Consider the following 16219-nt stretch of genomic DNA (forward strand, 5'->3'; position numbering starts at 1 on the left):
GAATCTTTGCGCATTCTATCAGTAACATTCGAGGGAACAATGATTTTAGGCAATCGATTAACCACAATTGTTTAGTGGTTAATCGATAAAAAAACGGGGTTACCAGCGGGCGGGTTTTTCCGCGTTAAGGCTTTCCAGAATGGCTTTCAGGGAAATGCCATCGGGGAAGGTCAGGTCTGGGGCAACTTCAAACAGCGGCCAGAGCATAAACCCGCGATTTTTCATATCGTAATGCGGAACAGTGAGGCGTTCAGTGGTAATAACGTCATGGCCGAACAGCATGATATCGAGATCCAGTGTCCGCGGCCCCCAGCGTTCGGCTTTGCGCACGCGACCCTGCTGCAATTCGATACGCTGGGTGTTGTCCAGCAGCGTTTCGGCGGCAAGGGCGGTTTCCAGCACCACGGCGGCATTCAGGTAATCGGGTTGATCCTGCGGCCCCAGCGGTGGCGTGCGGTAGAAAGAGGATACCGCGATGATGCGGCTTTCAGGGATCTCGCCCAGCGCCTGAACGGCAGCATTCACCTGCTCCAGTGGAGACGCGAGATTGCTGCCGATGGCGATATACGCAAGGGTCATGCCGTGCCTTCGCGACGTGGCGCGCGCTTACGCGGGCGACGGTGGCGACGACGTGGTTCTGGCTCTTCATCCAGACTGGTCAGCATCCCTTTTTGCTCTGGTGGCGCAGAGACCTGGAATTCTCCCCACCACTGTGCCAGGCGTTGCAATTCCTGATTCTTCTCAACTTCAGCGCGCAGGGATAAAAGGTCGAACGCGGCGCGGAATTTAGGATGCTCCATCAGCTTCCAGGCGCGTTTACCCTGACGACGTGACATACGCAACTGAAGCTGCCAGATATCACGCACCAGTGTAGTGATGCGTTTTGGAATGGCCAGCGTCCGGCAGCCTTCGTCCAGCACGTCATTTGCGGCCAGCGCAAATGCATCGTAATAGGCCAGACCGCTTTCCTGAGCAATTTTCTGCGCGGTTTCCAGTAACGGATACCAGAACATTGCAGCAAACAGGAACGCAGGGTTCACGCGCATATCATTGTGAATACGGGTGTCAGTATTCTTCAGCACCTGCGCAATGATGCGCTCCATCGAGCTGTCGCCGTTTTCCGTGAAGTAACGGGTAATGGTCGGGAACAGCGGCTGGAACAGGCTGTATTCGCGCAGCAGGTTGTAGGTTTCAAACCCGTAACCGGCTTGCAGCAGTTTCAGCGCTTCTTCAAACAGGCGTGCAGGCGGGACATCGTTAATCAGCGTTGCCAGGCGCGGGATGGGCTCACCGGTTTCCGGGCTGATACGCATATTCAGCTTGGCAGCAAAACGTACGGCACGCAGCATTCGCACCGGATCTTCGCGGTAGCGCGTTTCTGGTGTACCTATCAGGCGAATCAGACCTGCTTTCAGATCCTGCATTCCACCCACGTAATCACGGACAGTGAAATCCGCCACGCTGTAATAAAGGCTGTTAATGGTGAAATCGCGACGCTGGGCATCTTCTTCAATAGAGCCAAAGATGTTGTCGCGCAGCAGCATCCCGTTCTGGCCGCGCTGAGACGTGGTTCGGTCTGCGGGGTTGCCTTCGTGGTGGCCACGGAAGGTGGCAACTTCAATAATTTCAGGCCCAAACATAACGTGAGCAAGACGGAAGCGGCGGCCAACCAGCCGGCAGTTGCGGAATAATTTACGCACCTGCTCTGGCGTGGCACTGGTCGTCACGTCAAAATCTTTTGGTTTTTTGCCCAGCAGTAAATCGCGAACCCCACCGCCAACGAGATAGGCCTCGTAGCCTGCTTTATTCAAACGATAGAGCACCTTGAGGGCATTTTCACTGATATCTTTGCGAGAAATATTGTGCTGCTCACGCGGAATAACCGACATATGGGTTTGTGCAATAGCCTCTTCAGCCATGCTCTCTTCCCGGCTTAGCACCTTACGGCAAAAATTAGCGACTCGGGTAAAAATAGTACACCTCGTAGTGTGTTTTGTTATGAAAAAAGCGGCTAATCATAGCTCAGCATAACGCATTTGAGAATGCTGGATTTTTGGCACTGTTTTGAGTGCCCAGTTAGCAACGGCTAATTTCAGCAATTCATCAATACTCAGGTCCTGCCATTCGCTTGTTATATTCTGGTTGAGAAATCGCAGCGCGTCGATCAAAACGGGCCGTGGATCGCCATCTGGCAAAGCAGGCGCGTGGTTTTGCTTCGACAGCTTATTTCCCTGCGCATTCAGCGCCAGTGGCAAATGAATATATTTCGGGGCAGCCCAGCCAAATTGCTGATACAGCGATATTTGCCGCACCGTTGGCTCAATTAAATCAGCCCCACGCACTATTTCCGTCACGCCCTGAAAATGGTCGTCCACGACAACGGCTAAATTATAAGCAAATAAACCATCGCGACGGTGGATGATGAAATCCTCGCGCGCCAGGCGTTCATCTGCCTGAATGTCGCCCGATAATTGATCGTGGAAACGGGTCACAGGAAAATGCTGGACCAGGCGGACGGCGGCGTTTTCCGGGCCATGACCGAGCGTTCGGCAATGGCCGTCATAGACGCCCCCCACGCTCTGAATACGCGCACGGGTACAGGTGCAATAGTACGAAAGCCCTTGCTCATAGAGCCACGCCAGACGTTCGCGATAAGCGTCGTGCCGCTTTGACTGCCAGAGAACCTCACCGTCCCAGTGAAGGCCGTAATGTTCCAGCTGACGCAGGATAGTTTCTGCTGCACCGGGAACTTCACGCGGAGGATCAATATCTTCGATGCGTACACGCCAGATACCCTGGTTTGCACGAGCTTGCAGGTAGCTGCCAAGGGCGGCTATTAAAGAGCCGAAGTGTAATTCACCGGAAGGAGATGGCGCAAAGCGCCCAATATAGTGTGATTCAGACATATCAACAGTAACAAGGCGGGAGAGACTCCCGCCTTTACAGTGAATACAGGGCTGGGATTAACCGGCCATCTGTTTTTCGCGGATTTCAGCCAGCGTTTTACAGTCGATGCACAGATCGGCGGTTGGACGCGCTTCCAGACGGCGAATACCAATTTCAACACCGCAGGATTCGCAGTATCCGAAATCTTCGTCCTCGACCTTTTTCAACGTTTTCTCGATCTTTTTGATCAGTTTGCGTTCGCGGTCACGGTTACGCAGTTCGAGGCTGAACTCTTCTTCCTGAGCGGCACGGTCTACCGGGTCCGGGAAGTTTGCAGCTTCATCCTGCATATGTGTAACGGTGCGATCGACTTCATCCCTGAGTTGATTACGCCATGCTTCAAGAATACGCTTGAAGTGCGACAGCTGGGCTTCGTTCATATACTCTTCGCCCGGTTTCTCTTGATACGGCTCCACCCCAGCGATGGCGAGAATACTCAGGGACGATGTTTTACGGTTTTGCCCTTCTTGCATGTTGCTTCTCCTTAACACGCACTATCGATCCCCGTGTTGGGGGAAAAATCAGGTCGCTATAAATAGCAGATGCTATTCCGAATGGCAATTATCTATACGTAACACTTGACAAGCCTGTGAGGAAAAGCGTATTTGCGCACGCGACCAGAACACATAATAATCAATCGACTACTCCCTTTATAAGACCACGGGGAGAGAGGATCTCAGAGTCATATTATCGGCAGAAAGTTCCGCTTTATAAGCGAAAACCTCCACCCCCTGCTTTTGTGCCTCATTCAACAATTGCGCGTACTTGGGATCGATATGGCGGGCAGGAGAAAATCTTTCAATTGCCGAGTGCAATACTGCAAACAGCAATACGGCGCGCTTGCCCGCCGCCGCTACACTCATCAACTCCCGCAGATGCTTTTGTCCACGCAGCGTTACTGCATCCGGGAAGTAGCCGTTTTCTTGTTCCGCTAACGTCACTGATTTTACTTCAATATAGCACTCAGGCCGATCTTCCGCCTGTAACATAAAGTCAATTCTGCTGCCTTCTTCGCCATATTTCACTTCGCTTTTTTGAACGCTGTAACCCACTAGTTCAGGAATATTCCCTTCGATCAGGGCTTCCTTAACTAATTGGTTCGCTCGCAATGTGTTGACACAAATAAATGCCCCTTGTTGCGTCTGCGTCATCTCCCAGGTATGGGGATATTTACGTTTAGTATTTTCTGATGTCGAATACCAGATAGTGTCACCCGGGGTTGCGCAACCGGTCATGGCACCGGTATTGGGGCAGTGCAGCGTCAGCTGTTCTCCTTCAGGCGTCACAACGTCCGCGAGAAAGCGTTTGTAGCGTTGAATGAGCGTGGCGTGTTGAAGCGCGGGGCTAAACTTCATCGGAATTCCTTACGGTGTCGCCCAGCGTCCAGCGCTGTACAGGCGTGTATCGGGTGCGTCCTTTTGCAAAGACAGATTCAAAAAGCGCGAACGTCGTCACCGGAAAAGACCAGTGGAAACCCGGCGGCGGAATGGCCACGGCATGGCTGGCGTCGCGCAGCAGGGTAATATGGGGATGAAAAGGCTGCGGGCTTTGGTAGCAACCGCTGCGCGCGGCCTGCGCCCGGAGCATGTTGGCCAGCTGCAACAAACCGCGCGGCGGCTGGCGAGTCCCGAGCCATACCACCCGGGAGCGCAGCCACTGGCCGGCGTCATCCAGGTGCAGTGTAAACCCGGGCTGGCTAATACGTCCGGCCATCGACGCTAAGGCGCGCTGCTTTTCAGCGCTGACATCGCCCAGAAAGGCCAGCGTCAGGTGCAGGTTTGCCGCGACAACAGGTCGGCCTGCTTCCTGCGGGAAATGGCTTGCACGCCAGCGAACAATCTGGCGTTGAATAGTGGGGGGCAGCTCAATGGCGAAAAACAGTCGTTTCGACTCAGACATACAGGGGACTCGGTAATGATATGTGGCGATGCTACAATGTACGCCGACTAATGTTAACCCTCTGGAGCTGTTAGTGTCCTCATTGCCAGTCGCCGTCGTACTTCCTGAGCTGCTTGCTGCTTTACAACATGCCCCGCAGGTACTGCTTAACGCGCCCACGGGGGCGGGGAAATCAACCTGGCTACCGCTACAGATCCTCAAAGAGGCAAACCTTCACGGGAAAATCATCCTGCTGGAGCCGAGAAGGCTGGCTGCGCGCAATGTGGCACAGCGTCTGGCAGAGCTGCTGAACGAGAAACCGGGTGAAACGGTAGGCTATCGAATGCGTGCCGAAACCTGTGTTGGCCCGGCCACGCGGCTGGAAGTGGTCACCGAAGGCATTCTCACCCGGATGCTGCAAAACGATCCTGAACTCACCGGCATCAGTCTGGTCATTCTGGATGAATTCCATGAACGTAGCCTACAGGCCGATTTGGCCCTGGCGCTGCTGCTGGACGTGCAGCAAGGGCTACGTGACGATCTCAAACTGCTGATTATGTCGGCCACGCTGGATAACGAGCGATTACAGCAAGCCTTACCTGGTGCGCCGGTTATCGCCTCCGCGGGGCGTGCTTTCCCGGTTGAACGTCGATATCAGCCGCTGACCACGCATCAGCGCTTTGACGAAGCCGTCGCGATTGCCACCGCAGAGCTACTGCGACAGGAGTCGGGCTCGCTGCTGCTGTTTTTACCCGGCGTGGGGGAAATCCAGCGTGTGCAGGAACAACTGGCAACCCGCGTGGGGAGCGATGTGGTGCTTTGCCCGCTGTACGGGGCGTTGTCGTTAAATGAACAGCGTAAGGCCATTCTTCCGGCCCCTGCCGGGCAGCGTAAAGTGGTGCTGGCAACCAATATTGCAGAAACCAGTTTAACCATTGAAGGCATTCGCCTGGTGGTGGATTGCGCCCAGGAGCGCGTCGCCAGTTTTGATCCGCGTACCGGGCTGACAAAGCTGCTCACGCAGCGGATAAGCCAGGCATCGATGATCCAACGGGCAGGCCGCGCAGGGCGACTGGAGCCCGGGATCTGTTTGCATCTCACCAGCGCAGAGCAGGCCGAGCGTGCGGTGCAGCAAAGTACCCCTGAAATTTTACAAAGCGATCTTTCCGGCCTTGTCATGGATCTGTTGCAGTGGGGCTGCCCGGACCCGGCTCAGTTGACCTGGCTGAACCCGCCACCTGCGGTGAACCTGGCGGCTGCCCGTACCTTGCTGACCCGGCTGGGGGCGCTGGATGGCACCCGCTTAACCACGCAGGGGCAGAAAATGGCCGCGCTGGGCAATGATCCTCGTCTGGCTGCCATGCTGGTGGCGGCAAAAGATGATGATGACATTGCCACGGCGGCAAAGCTGGCGGCGATTCTGGAGGAGCCACCGCGCGGCGGAAACAGCGACCTGGCGATGGCGTTTTCACGCAATCAGCCAAACTGGCAGCAGCGGGCGCAGCAGCTTTGCCGGCGGCTCAACAGCCGTGGCGGAACACCGGACAGCAGCCGTATTGCCAGCGCGCTGGCGCAGGCGTTCCCGGACAGAGTCGCCCGGCGTCGCGGTCTGGACGGGCGTTACCAACTGGCAAACGGCATGGGGGCGATGCTGGACAGCGATGATGCCCTCACCCGGCACGAATGGCTTATTGCACCCCTATTATTGCAGGGCAGCCAGTCCCCGGATGCGCGGATCCTCCAGGCCATTGCGGTCGATATTGATGCCCTGACGCGGGCGTGTCCGCAGCTGCTTCAGCAATCCGATACCGTTGAATGGGATGATGTGCAGGGGACGCTGAAGGCGTTTCGTCGCAGCCAGATAGGCAAGCTCACCCTCGGCGCAAAACCGCTGGCCAAACCGTCCGAAGACGAACTGCATCAGGCAATGCTTAACGGCATTCGGGAAAAGGGGCTGAGCGCGCTGAACTGGACGCCAGAGGCTGAGCAGTATCGCATTCGCCTGCACTGTGCGGCGCAGTGGCTGCCGGAAGATGACTGGCCCGCTGTTGATGATGAGACGCTTCTGGCTTCTCTGGAGCGCTGGCTACTGCCGCAAATGAGCGGTGTACACTCGCTGAAGGCACTAAAAGCTCTGGATGTTAAGGACGCGTTACAGAATTTACTGGACTGGTCATTACGTCAACGTCTGGATAGTGAACTGCCTGGGCATTACACTGTGCCGACCGGAAGCCGGATTGCCATTCGTTATCACGAGGATAATCCCCCTGCGCTGGCCGTCAGGATGCAGGAGATGTTTGGCGAGGCGAACACACCGTCCATTGCGAAAGGGCGTGTGTCACTGGTGCTGGAGCTGCTGTCTCCTGCGCACCGGCCTTTGCAGATAACCCGCGACCTGAGCGCGTTCTGGGCGGGGAGTTACCGTGAAGTGCAAAAAGAGATGAAGGGGCGTTACCCCAAACACGTATGGCCGGATGACCCGGCAAATACGGCACCGACACGGCGGACGAAGAAATATTCGTGAAAGGGGATGATGAGTGCGGCCTGATGCCCTCACCCCGACCCTCTCCCACCGGGAGAGGGAGAAAACAATTTTGAGAGATTTCTTCTTTCACGGTGATGTGGAAGAAAAGAGAATCTGGCCTTTGCGCCTGAATGTTGCGGAGAAAAAGCATGGCGGGGAATGACCGCGAGCCAATAGGACGTAAAGGGAAACCTGCGCGTCCGGCGAAAGAAAAGGTGAGCCGTCGTCGTAAAGATGAAGATTACGATGATGACTATGAAGACGATTATGAGGATGAAGATCCGATGCCGCGTAAAGGAAAAGGCAAAGGGCGTAAGCCTCGTGGAAAACGCGGCTGGTTCTGGCTGTTGGTGAAGCTGTTCATTGTTTTTGTTGTTCTGATGGCTATCTACGGCGTCTATCTGGATCAGAAGATCCGTAGCCGTATCGACGGTAAAGTCTGGCAGTTGCCTGCGGCAGTATATGGTCGCATGGTGAACCTTGAGCCAGATATGTCGATCAGCAAGAATGAGATGGTGAAGCTGCTTGAAGCCACACAGTATCGCCAGGTGTCGAAGATGACTCGTCCTGGCGAATTTACCGTGCAGGCGAAAAGCATCGAAATGATCCGCCGTCCGTTCGATTTCCCGGACAGTAAAGAAGGCCAGGTGCGCGCGCGTCTGACCTTTGATGGCGATCGACTGGACACCATCGAGAACATGGATAGCAACCGCCAGTTCGGTTTCTTCCGACTCGATCCGCGTCTTATCACCATGCTCTCTTCTGCGAATGGCGAACAGCGCCTGTTCGTGGCACGTAACGGCTTCCCGGATCTGCTGGTGGATACACTGCTGGCAACCGAAGACCGTCACTTCTACGAGCATGACGGTATCAGCCTTTACTCCATAGGTCGTGCGGTGCTGGCCAACCTGACAGCCGGACGTACGGTGCAGGGGGCGAGTACTTTGACCCAGCAGTTGGTGAAGAACCTGTTCCTCTCCAGCGAACGCTCCTACTGGCGTAAAGCCAACGAAGCGTACATGGCTGTGTTGATGGATGCGCGCTACAGCAAGGATCGTATTCTTGAGCTGTATATGAACGAGGTGTACCTCGGTCAGAGCGGTGATAACGAAATCCGCGGCTTCCCGCTGGCGAGCCTGTACTACTTTGGCCGCCCGGTTGAAGAGCTGAGCCTCGACCAGCAGGCACTGCTGGTGGGCATGGTTAAAGGTGCATCCATCTATAACCCGTGGCGTAATCCGAAGCTGGCGCTGGAGCGTCGTAACCTGGTGCTGCGTCTGCTGCAACAACAGCAGGTTATCGATCAGGAGCTGTATGACATGCTGAGCGCTCGCCCTCTGGGTGTGCAGCCGCGCGGTGGTGTTATCTCTCCTCAGCCTGCCTTTATGCAGCTGGTTCGCCAGGAATTGCAGAGCAAGCTCGGCGATAAAGTGAAAGATCTATCCGGCGTGAAGATCTTTACCACCTTCGATTCAGTGGCTCAGGATGCGGCGGAGAAAGCAGCAGTTGACGGCATTCCGGCGCTGAAAAAACAGCGCAAGCTGAGTGACCTTGAAACCGCAATGGTGGTGGTTGACCGTAACACCGGCGAAGTTCGTGCGATGGTGGGCGGGGCAGAGCCGCAGTTTGCGGGCTATAACCGTGCAATGCAGGCGCGTCGTTCGATTGGTTCTCTGGCAAAACCGGCGACCTATCTCACCGCGCTCAGCCAGCCAAATCAGTACCGTCTGAACACCTGGATTGCCGATGCGCCAATCTCCCTGCGCCAGCCTAATGGCCAGGTGTGGTCGCCGCAGAATGATGACAAACAGTTCAGTGGCCAGGTAATGCTGGTGGATGCTCTGACGCGTTCTATGAACGTGCCAACGGTTAACCTGGGTATGGCGCTGGGTCTGCCGGCGATTACGGATACCTGGCAGAAGCTTGGTGTGCCTAAAGAGCAGCTGAACCCCGTTCCGGCGATGATCCTCGGTGCGTTGAACCTGACGCCAATCGAAGTGGCGCAGGCGTTCCAGACTATCGCCAGTGGCGGTAACCGGGCGCAACTTTCCGCCCTGCGTTCCGTCATTGCTGAAGATGGATCCGTGCTGTATCAGAGCTTCCCGCAGGCGGAGCGCGCGGTTCCGGCGCAGGCAGCCTACATGACACTCTGGACCATGCAGCAGGTAGTACAGCGTGGCACGGGGCGTCAGTTAGGTGCTAAGTACCCTGGCCTGCATCTTGCGGGTAAGACCGGGACCACCAACAACAACGTCGATACCTGGTTTGCCGGTATTGATGGCCGTGAAGTGGTGATCACCTGGGTAGGGCGCGATAACAACCAGCCAACCAAGCTGTACGGCGCGAGCGGGGCAATGTCGATTTACCAGCGTTATCTGGCAAATCAGTCTCCGGTACCGCTGAATCTGGTTGCACCGGAAGATGTCGTTGATATGGGTGTGGATGATTCCGGTAACTTTGTCTGTGGCGGCGGGATGCGTTCATTGCCTGTCTGGACAACGAACCCGGATTCACTGTGCCAGCAGAGCCAGCCTCAGCAGCCTGGTAATCCATTTGATTCGAATTCTCAGCAGCAGCAACCGCAGCAGCAACAACAGCCGCCGCAGCAGCAGAATGAGAAGAAAGACAGCGACGGTGTCGCAGGCTGGATCAAAGACATGTTCGGCAGTAACTAACGCCTTCAATACCCCCTTCCACGGAAGGGGGTATTTTTTTCACCTGTATCCTTCATTTTGTTAACCCCAGTTTTAACTCTGATTAACCCTTCGTTTTCTCTTGATTAATTCTTAAACCCTTAATTCTTGTAGGGCCGCATACTGCTTGCTATACCGCCAGCGTTTCACCTATTATGCTGCGGTCATAATAATAATTATCGTTTACGTTATCATTCACTTTTACATCAGAGATTCAACATGGCGCTTTCCAATACTGCTCAGCCAATCAACACGTCGCTGCGTAAAATCGCAGTTGTCGTAGCCACAGCGGTTGCCGGCATGTCCACTTTTGCACAGGCCGCCGAAACCCCAAATAAAGAAGAAACCATCACTGTGACTGCCGCTCCGGCCGCGCAGGAAAGTGCATGGGGTCCAGCTCCAACGATTGCGGCAAAACGCACCGCAACGGCGACCAAAACCGATACACCTATTGAGAAAACCCCGCAGTCTATTTCCGTGGTGACACGTGAAGAGATGGACATGAAACAGCCGGGTACGGTGAAGCAGGCACTGGCCTATACGCCAAGCGTTTTTGCGACTCGCGGTGCATCTACCACTTATGACGTGGTTTCTATCCGTGGTTTCACCACTTCCAGCACCGTCAATACCAACCAATATCTGGATGGGATGAAGCTACAGGGCGATAACTATTCTGAAGCGTCCATGGATCCGTATTTCCTGGAACGCGTTGAACTGCTGCGTGGCCCGACCTCCGTGCTGTACGGCAAAAGCCACCCGGGTGGCGTGGTGAGCATGGTCAGTAAGCGACCAACAACCGAGCCACTGAAAGAAATCCAGTTCAAAATGGGCACCGATAACCTGTGGCAAACCGGGTTCGATTTCAGCGATGCCATTGATGACAACGGCGTGTGGTCCTACCGCCTGACCGGTCTGGGACGCAGTGAAAATGCGCAGCAGGAGATGGTGAAATCCACCCGCTATGCCATTGCGCCTTCCTTCAGCTGGCGCCCGGATGATAAAACAGACTTCACTTTCCTGAGCAACTTCCAGAGCGATCCGGATGCGGGTTATTACGGCTGGTTGCCGCGGGAAGGTACCGTTGTGCCTTACTATGATGCCAACGGCAAAGCGCACAAGCTGCCGACCGATTTTAACGAAGGCGAGGAAGACAACAAAATCTCCCGTCGTCAGAAAATGGTGGGCTACAGCTTCTCGCATCAGTTTGACGACACCTTTACCGTGCGTCAAAACCTGCGTTACACCAAAATCAACACGCTTTATCGTTCTGTCTACGGTAGCGGCTATATTGCACCAGCGCAAATCAGCCGCGCATACGTCCGTTCCGATGAAGATCTTAACTCCTTCACCGTTGATACTCAGCTTCAGTCCAAATTTGCGACCGGCGCCGTTGATCATACCCTGTTAACCGGTGTTGATTACCTTCGTATGCGTAATGACATTGATGCCGACTATGGCACAGCTGACCCGATCAGCATGACCAAGCCTGCGTATGGCAACCCAAATGTTGACGTGTACTACCTGTACAAAGTGCTTAACCGTCAGGAACAAACTGGCCTGTATGCTCAGGATCAGGCTGAATGGGATAAGTGGGTGCTGACCATGGGTGGCCGCTACGACTTCGCTAAAACCTCTGCGCTGACCCGTACCACCGGAACCACCGCAGAAATTAACGATCAGGCATTTACCTGGCGTGGCGGTATTAACTACCTGTTCGACAACGGTATCACGCCGTACTTCAGCTACAGCGAATCCTTCGAGCCGATTTCAGGAACCACGCAGGACGGTAAACCGTTCGATCCGGCGCGCGGCAAGCAGTACGAAGTGGGTGTGAAATACGTACCGAAAGATCTTCCGGTTGTCGTGACGGCGGCGGTATACCAGCTGACCAAAAACAACAACCTGACGGCCGACCCGGCGAACCCGACCAGCGGCTTTAGCGTGCAGGGCGGTGAAATTCGTTCACGTGGTTTCGAACTTGAAGCTAAGGCAGCCGTCAATGCCAACATCGATGTAACGGCATCTTATAGCTACACCGATGCTGAATATACCCACGATACCTGGTATGAAGGCCGTCGTCCGGCGGAAGTACCACGTAACATGGCCTCCCTGTGGGCGGATTATACCTTCCACGAGACGGCACTGAGCGGCCTGACCGTTGGTGCGGGCACCCGTTACATTGGTAACACGGTATCCTACTATTCAGCAGCATCTTCAAAAGCTTACCAATCATTTAATGTCGCAGGCTATGCCCTGGCGGATGCAACGGTGAAATACGATCTGGCGCGCTTTGGCCTGCCTGGCTCTTCCGTTGGCGTCAACGTGAATAACATCTTTGACCGTGAGTATGTATCCAGCTGCTATAGCGAGTACGCTTGCTACTGGGGCGCAGGACGCCAGGTTGTGGCTACCGCGACCTTCCGCTTCTAATCTCTCTTTGGGCACGGTTTACCGTGCCCTGTTTATTTAAGTTGGCTGACATGCAGGATATTAAGACGCAATCCGACACCACCTTTACGCTCAATAATCTCTCCTTTCGCGTACCCGGGCGCACCTTGCTGCATCCGCTCTCTCTGACGTTCCCCGCAGGTAAAGTCACTGGGCTCATTGGTCACAATGGTTCCGGTAAATCAACGTTACTCAAGATGCTCGGACGCCATCAGCCTCCTTCAGAGGGTGACATTCTGCTGGACGGACAACCGCTTGATAGCTGGAACAGCAAAGCCTTTGCCCGCAAGGTGGCCTATCTGCCGCAGCAGTTGCCGCAGGCGGAAGGGATGACGGTGCGTGAACTGGTGGCGATTGGGCGTTATCCGTGGCACGGCGCGCTCGGGCGTTTTGGCGTGGCCGACAGACAGAAAGTCGAAGAGGCCATCGCGCTGGTCGGATTAAAACCGCTGGCGCACCGCCTGGTGGACAGCCTTTCCGGTGGTGAACGTCAGCGCGCGTGGATTGCGATGCTGGTTGCCCAGGACAGCCGCTGCCTGCTGCTTGATGAACCGACCTCTGCGCTGGATATTGCCCACCAGGTCGACGTGCTGGCGCTGGTGCATCGCCTAAGCCAGCAGCGTGGTCTGACGGTGATTGCCGTATTGCACGATATCAACATGGCGGCACGTTACTGTGACTATCTTATCGCCCTGCGTGGTGGCGAGATGATCGCCCAGGGCACGCCGTCTGAACTGATGCGCAGCGAAACGTTAGAGCACATCTACGGTATTCCAATGGGTATTTTGCCTCACCCTGCCGGGGCTGCACCGGTGAGCTTCGTGTACTGATGCTGGATCCAATGATTAGCCGCCGTCGCTTACTGACGGCGATAGCGCTCTCGCCGCTGCTGTTAAAAATGAACACGGCGCGGGCTACCGCTATCGACCCCCATCGTATTGTGGCACTGGAATGGCTGCCGGTTGAGCTGATGCTGGCGCTGGGTGTTACGCCGTATGGCGTTGCCGATATCCCTAACTACAACCTGTGGGTGAACGAACCAAAACTGCCTGCGTCGGTTATTGATATTGGCCTGCGAACGGAGCCAAACCTCGAATTGCTCACACAAATGAAACCCTCGTTTCTGTTCTGGTCTGCGGGTTATGGCCCGTCGGAAGCGACAATGGCGCGCATTGCGCCCGGGCGTGGTTTCTCCTTCAGCGATGGCAAAAAGCCGCTGACGATGGCGAGAAATTCCGTCAACGAGATGGCGCACTTCCTGAACCGCGAGGCGGCAGCGAAACAGCATCTCGACGAATTCGACGCTCTGATCGACAGCCTGAAAGCGCGCTTTGCTCACCGCGGTGAACGGCCGCTTCTGATGGTAACCCTGCTGGATGCCCGTCATATGCTGGTGTTTGGGCAAAATTGCCTGTTCCAGGAAGTGCTTGATAGCTTTGGTATTCGCAACGCCTGGGACGGGGAGATGACCTTCTGGGGGAGTACGACCGTTGGGATCGACCGCCTGGCGGCGTTTCGCGATGTGGATGTGCTGTGCTTTGATCACGGCAACGAACGAGAAATGCAAAAACTGATGTCTACCCCGCTCTGGCAGGCCATGCCGTTTGTACGCGAGCAGCGATTCCAGCGGGTTCCGGCAGTGTGGTTCTACGGTGCAACGCTTTCGGCCATGCATTTTGCCCGTGTACTGGATGGCGCGCTGGGAGGCAAAGCATGAGTTCGCGTATCGCGCGTTTTCCGGCGCTGTTGCTGACGGTCATTTTCCTTGTCGCGCTGGCATTAACCGCCTTCAACCTGTCAACGGCACTCCCGCGAGGGCAGTGGGGCGCTGCGCTGACTGCGCCAGACATCGACAATATTCAGCAAATGCTCTTCCACTACAGCCTGTTGCCGCGTCTGGCCATTTCGCTGTTGGTGGGGGCAGGGCTGGGGCTGGTGGGCGTCTTATTCCAGCAGGTCTTGCGTAACCCACTGGCAGAGCCAACCACGCTTGGCGTGGCGACTGGTGCCCAGCTTGGGATCACCATTACGACACTGTGGGCGTTGCCCGGCGCGTTAACCTCGCAGTTTGCAGCACTGGCAGGTGCATGTGTGGTGGGTGCGCTGGTCTTTGGCGTGGCCTGGGGGAAACGTCTTTCACCGGTTACGTTGATCCTGGCCGGGCTGGTGGTCAGCCTTTACTGTGGGGCGATTAATCAGCTGCTGGTACTGTTCCATCACGACCAGCTGCAAAGCATGTTCTTGTGGAGTACCGGAACCCTCACCCAGACTGACTGGAGCGTTGTTGAGCGTCTGTGGCCGCAGCTGACTGGTGGTGTGCTGCTGACCCTGCTGCTGCTGCGTCCGTTAACGCTGATGGGACTGGATGACGGCGTGGCGCGCAACCTGGGCCTGGCGTTATCGCTGGCGCGTCTGGCTGCACTGACGCTGGCGATTGTGCTCAGCGCGTTGCTGGTCAATGCGGTAGGGATTATCGGTTTTATCGGGCTATTTGCGCCGCTACTGGCGAAAATGCTCGGCGCGCGGCGTCTGCTGGCGCGTCTGATGCTGGCCCCGCTGATTGGTGCGCTGATCCTCTGGCTTTCCGATCAAATTATTCTCTGGCTGGCGCGCGTCTGGATGGAAGTGTCCACCGGTTCGGTGACGGCGCTTATCGGCGCGCCGCTGTTGCTGTGGCTGCTGCCGCGCTTGCGAAGCATCAGCGCCCCGGCAATGGATGCGGGCGATAAAGTGTATGCTGAGCGTCAATCGGTGCTGTGGTTTAGCCTTGCGGGCCTGGCCGTGCTGCTGCTGGCTTCCTTTGCAGCGCTCTCTTTGGGGCGCGATGCAACCGGCTGGCACTGGGCTACCGGTGATTTGCTCAATGAATTGCTGCAATGGCGCTGGCCGCGGATCTTCGCGGCGCTTATTGCAGGAGTGATGCTGGCTGTCGCGGGGTGCATTATCCAGCGTCTGACGGGTAACCCGATGGCAAGCCCGGAAGTGCTCGGTATCAGCTCTGGCGCAGCGTTTGGTGTGGTGCTGATGCTGTTCCTGGTGCCGGGGAATGCATTCGGCTGGTTAATGCCAGCGGGGAGTATTGGCGCAGCAGCCACGCTGCTGGTCATTCTGGTCGCTTCGGGGCGTGGAGGATTTTCTCCTCACCGCATGTTGCTTGCCGGGATGGCGCTCAGCACCGCGTTTACGATGCTGCTGATGATGCTACAGGCGAGCGGCGATCCGCGTATGGCGAAGATCCTGACCTGGATTTCCGGTTCGACCTATAGCGCCACTGGCAGCCAGGTGGTTCACACCGGGCTGGTCATGATTGTGCTGCTGGCAATTGTACCGCTGTGTCGCCGCTGGATGACCATTCTGCCACTGGGCGGTGAAGCCGCCCGTGCGGTGGGGATGGCGCTGACGCCTGCGCGCGTGGCTCTGCTGCTGTTGGCAGCATGTCTGACGGCAACAGCCACCATGACCATTGGTCCATTGAGTTTCGTGGGATTAATGGCGCCGCATATCGCCAGAATGATGGGGTTTCGCAGGACAATGCCGCATATTGTGATGTCTGCTCTCACTGGTGGGGTGATGCTGGTCTTTGCGGACTGGTGCGGCAGGATGGTGCTGTTTCCGTATCAGATCCCGGCAGGACTGCTTTCCACCTTTATCGGTGCGCCGTACTTTATTTATCTGCTGAGAAAGCAGAGTCGGTAGGATGTGTTTCACCCTCTCCCTGTGGGCTGAGGGA

Annotated in this window: 12 protein-coding genes; 6 read left to right on the top strand and 6 right to left on the bottom strand. The window is 56.0% G+C overall.

Features of this window, described 5'->3' with window-relative positions:
* Positions 1-99 precede the first annotated feature (99 nt).
* From folK to thpR, 6 genes are all read right to left on the bottom strand, one after another.
* Positions 100-579 (bottom strand): 2-amino-4-hydroxy-6-hydroxymethyldihydropteridine diphosphokinase, encoded by a 480-nt coding sequence (folK, locus tag ACS603_RS09065; protein ID WP_315687934.1) that lies wholly within the window; start codon positions 577-579, stop codon positions 100-102.
* On the bottom strand, positions 576-1973 hold the full coding sequence (gene pcnB / locus ACS603_RS09070; RefSeq protein WP_182063523.1) for a polynucleotide adenylyltransferase PcnB: 1398 nt from the start codon (positions 1971-1973) through the stop codon (positions 576-578). The genes folK and pcnB overlap by 4 nt, the downstream gene beginning before the upstream one ends.
* Positions 1974-2015: 42 nt before the next feature.
* Positions 2016-2906, bottom strand: a complete 891-nt coding sequence (gluQRS, locus tag ACS603_RS09075) for a tRNA glutamyl-Q(34) synthetase GluQRS (RefSeq protein WP_474944126.1) — start codon at positions 2904-2906, stop codon at positions 2016-2018.
* 57 nt (positions 2907-2963) lie between these two features.
* The gene (gene dksA / locus ACS603_RS09080; RefSeq protein WP_001155232.1) at positions 2964-3419 is read right to left on the bottom strand and encodes an RNA polymerase-binding protein DksA; all 456 of its coding nucleotides are present in this window, start codon (positions 3417-3419) and stop codon (positions 2964-2966) included.
* 177 nt (positions 3420-3596) lie between these two features.
* The gene (sfsA, locus tag ACS603_RS09085) at positions 3597-4301 is read right to left on the bottom strand and encodes a DNA/RNA nuclease SfsA (protein ID WP_182059616.1); all 705 of its coding nucleotides are present in this window, start codon (positions 4299-4301) and stop codon (positions 3597-3599) included.
* Positions 4291-4845, bottom strand: a complete 555-nt coding sequence (gene thpR, locus ACS603_RS09090; RefSeq protein WP_182059617.1) for an RNA 2',3'-cyclic phosphodiesterase — start codon at positions 4843-4845, stop codon at positions 4291-4293. The genes sfsA and thpR overlap by 11 nt, the downstream gene beginning before the upstream one ends.
* A gap of 73 nt (positions 4846-4918) precedes the next feature.
* Between thpR and hrpB the strand changes: the two genes are divergently transcribed.
* The 6 genes from hrpB to fhuB all read left to right on the top strand — a co-directional run bounded on the left by hrpB (position 4919) and on the right by fhuB (position 16185).
* Positions 4919-7348, top strand: a complete 2430-nt coding sequence (gene hrpB, locus ACS603_RS09095) for an ATP-dependent helicase HrpB (RefSeq protein ID WP_474944127.1) — start codon at positions 4919-4921, stop codon at positions 7346-7348.
* Positions 7349-7497: 149 nt separating this feature from the next.
* Positions 7498-10023 (top strand): bifunctional glycosyl transferase/transpeptidase, encoded by a 2526-nt coding sequence (mrcB, locus tag ACS603_RS09100; protein ID WP_474944128.1) that lies wholly within the window; start codon positions 7498-7500, stop codon positions 10021-10023.
* Between the two features lie 237 nt (positions 10024-10260).
* The gene (gene fhuA / locus ACS603_RS09105) at positions 10261-12471 is read left to right on the top strand and encodes a ferrichrome porin FhuA (RefSeq protein ID WP_474944129.1); all 2211 of its coding nucleotides are present in this window, start codon (positions 10261-10263) and stop codon (positions 12469-12471) included.
* Positions 12472-12521: 50 nt separating this feature from the next.
* Positions 12522-13319, top strand: coding sequence for a Fe3+-hydroxamate ABC transporter ATP-binding protein FhuC (fhuC, locus tag ACS603_RS09110; RefSeq protein WP_474944130.1), 798 nt, complete (start codon positions 12522-12524; stop codon positions 13317-13319).
* A complete protein-coding gene (gene fhuD / locus ACS603_RS09115) occupies positions 13319-14206 on the top strand; it encodes a Fe(3+)-hydroxamate ABC transporter substrate-binding protein FhuD (protein ID WP_474944131.1) in 888 nt (295 codons plus the stop codon). The genes fhuC and fhuD overlap by 1 nt, the downstream gene beginning before the upstream one ends.
* Positions 14203-16185 (top strand): Fe(3+)-hydroxamate ABC transporter permease FhuB, encoded by a 1983-nt coding sequence (gene fhuB / locus ACS603_RS09120; protein ID WP_474944132.1) that lies wholly within the window; start codon positions 14203-14205, stop codon positions 16183-16185. The genes fhuD and fhuB overlap by 4 nt, the downstream gene beginning before the upstream one ends.
* Positions 16186-16219: the final 34 nt, after the last annotated feature.

The organism is Enterobacter sp. Li2LvB3 (assembly GCF_056156645.1).

Coding starts and splice junctions, on each gene's coding strand:
- fhuA (WP_474944129.1), top strand. CDS start 10,261: ATGGCGCTTTCCAATACTGCTCAGCCAATCAACACGTCGCTGCGTAAA.
- fhuB (WP_474944132.1), top strand. CDS start 14,203: ATGAGTTCGCGTATCGCGCGTTTTCCGGCGCTGTTGCTGACGGTCATT.
- mrcB (WP_474944128.1), top strand. CDS start 7,498: ATGGCGGGGAATGACCGCGAGCCAATAGGACGTAAAGGGAAACCTGCG.
- dksA (WP_001155232.1), bottom strand. CDS start 3,419: ATGCAAGAAGGGCAAAACCGTAAAACATCGTCCCTGAGTATTCTCGCC.
- fhuD (WP_474944131.1), top strand. CDS start 13,319: ATGCTGGATCCAATGATTAGCCGCCGTCGCTTACTGACGGCGATAGCG.
- thpR (WP_182059617.1), bottom strand. CDS start 4,845: ATGTCTGAGTCGAAACGACTGTTTTTCGCCATTGAGCTGCCCCCCACT.
- fhuC (WP_474944130.1), top strand. CDS start 12,522: ATGCAGGATATTAAGACGCAATCCGACACCACCTTTACGCTCAATAAT.
- gluQRS (WP_474944126.1), bottom strand. CDS start 2,906: ATGTCTGAATCACACTATATTGGGCGCTTTGCGCCATCTCCTTCCGGT.
- folK (WP_315687934.1), bottom strand. CDS start 579: ATGACCCTTGCGTATATCGCCATCGGCAGCAATCTCGCGTCTCCACTG.
- sfsA (WP_182059616.1), bottom strand. CDS start 4,301: ATGAAGTTTAGCCCCGCGCTTCAACACGCCACGCTCATTCAACGCTAC.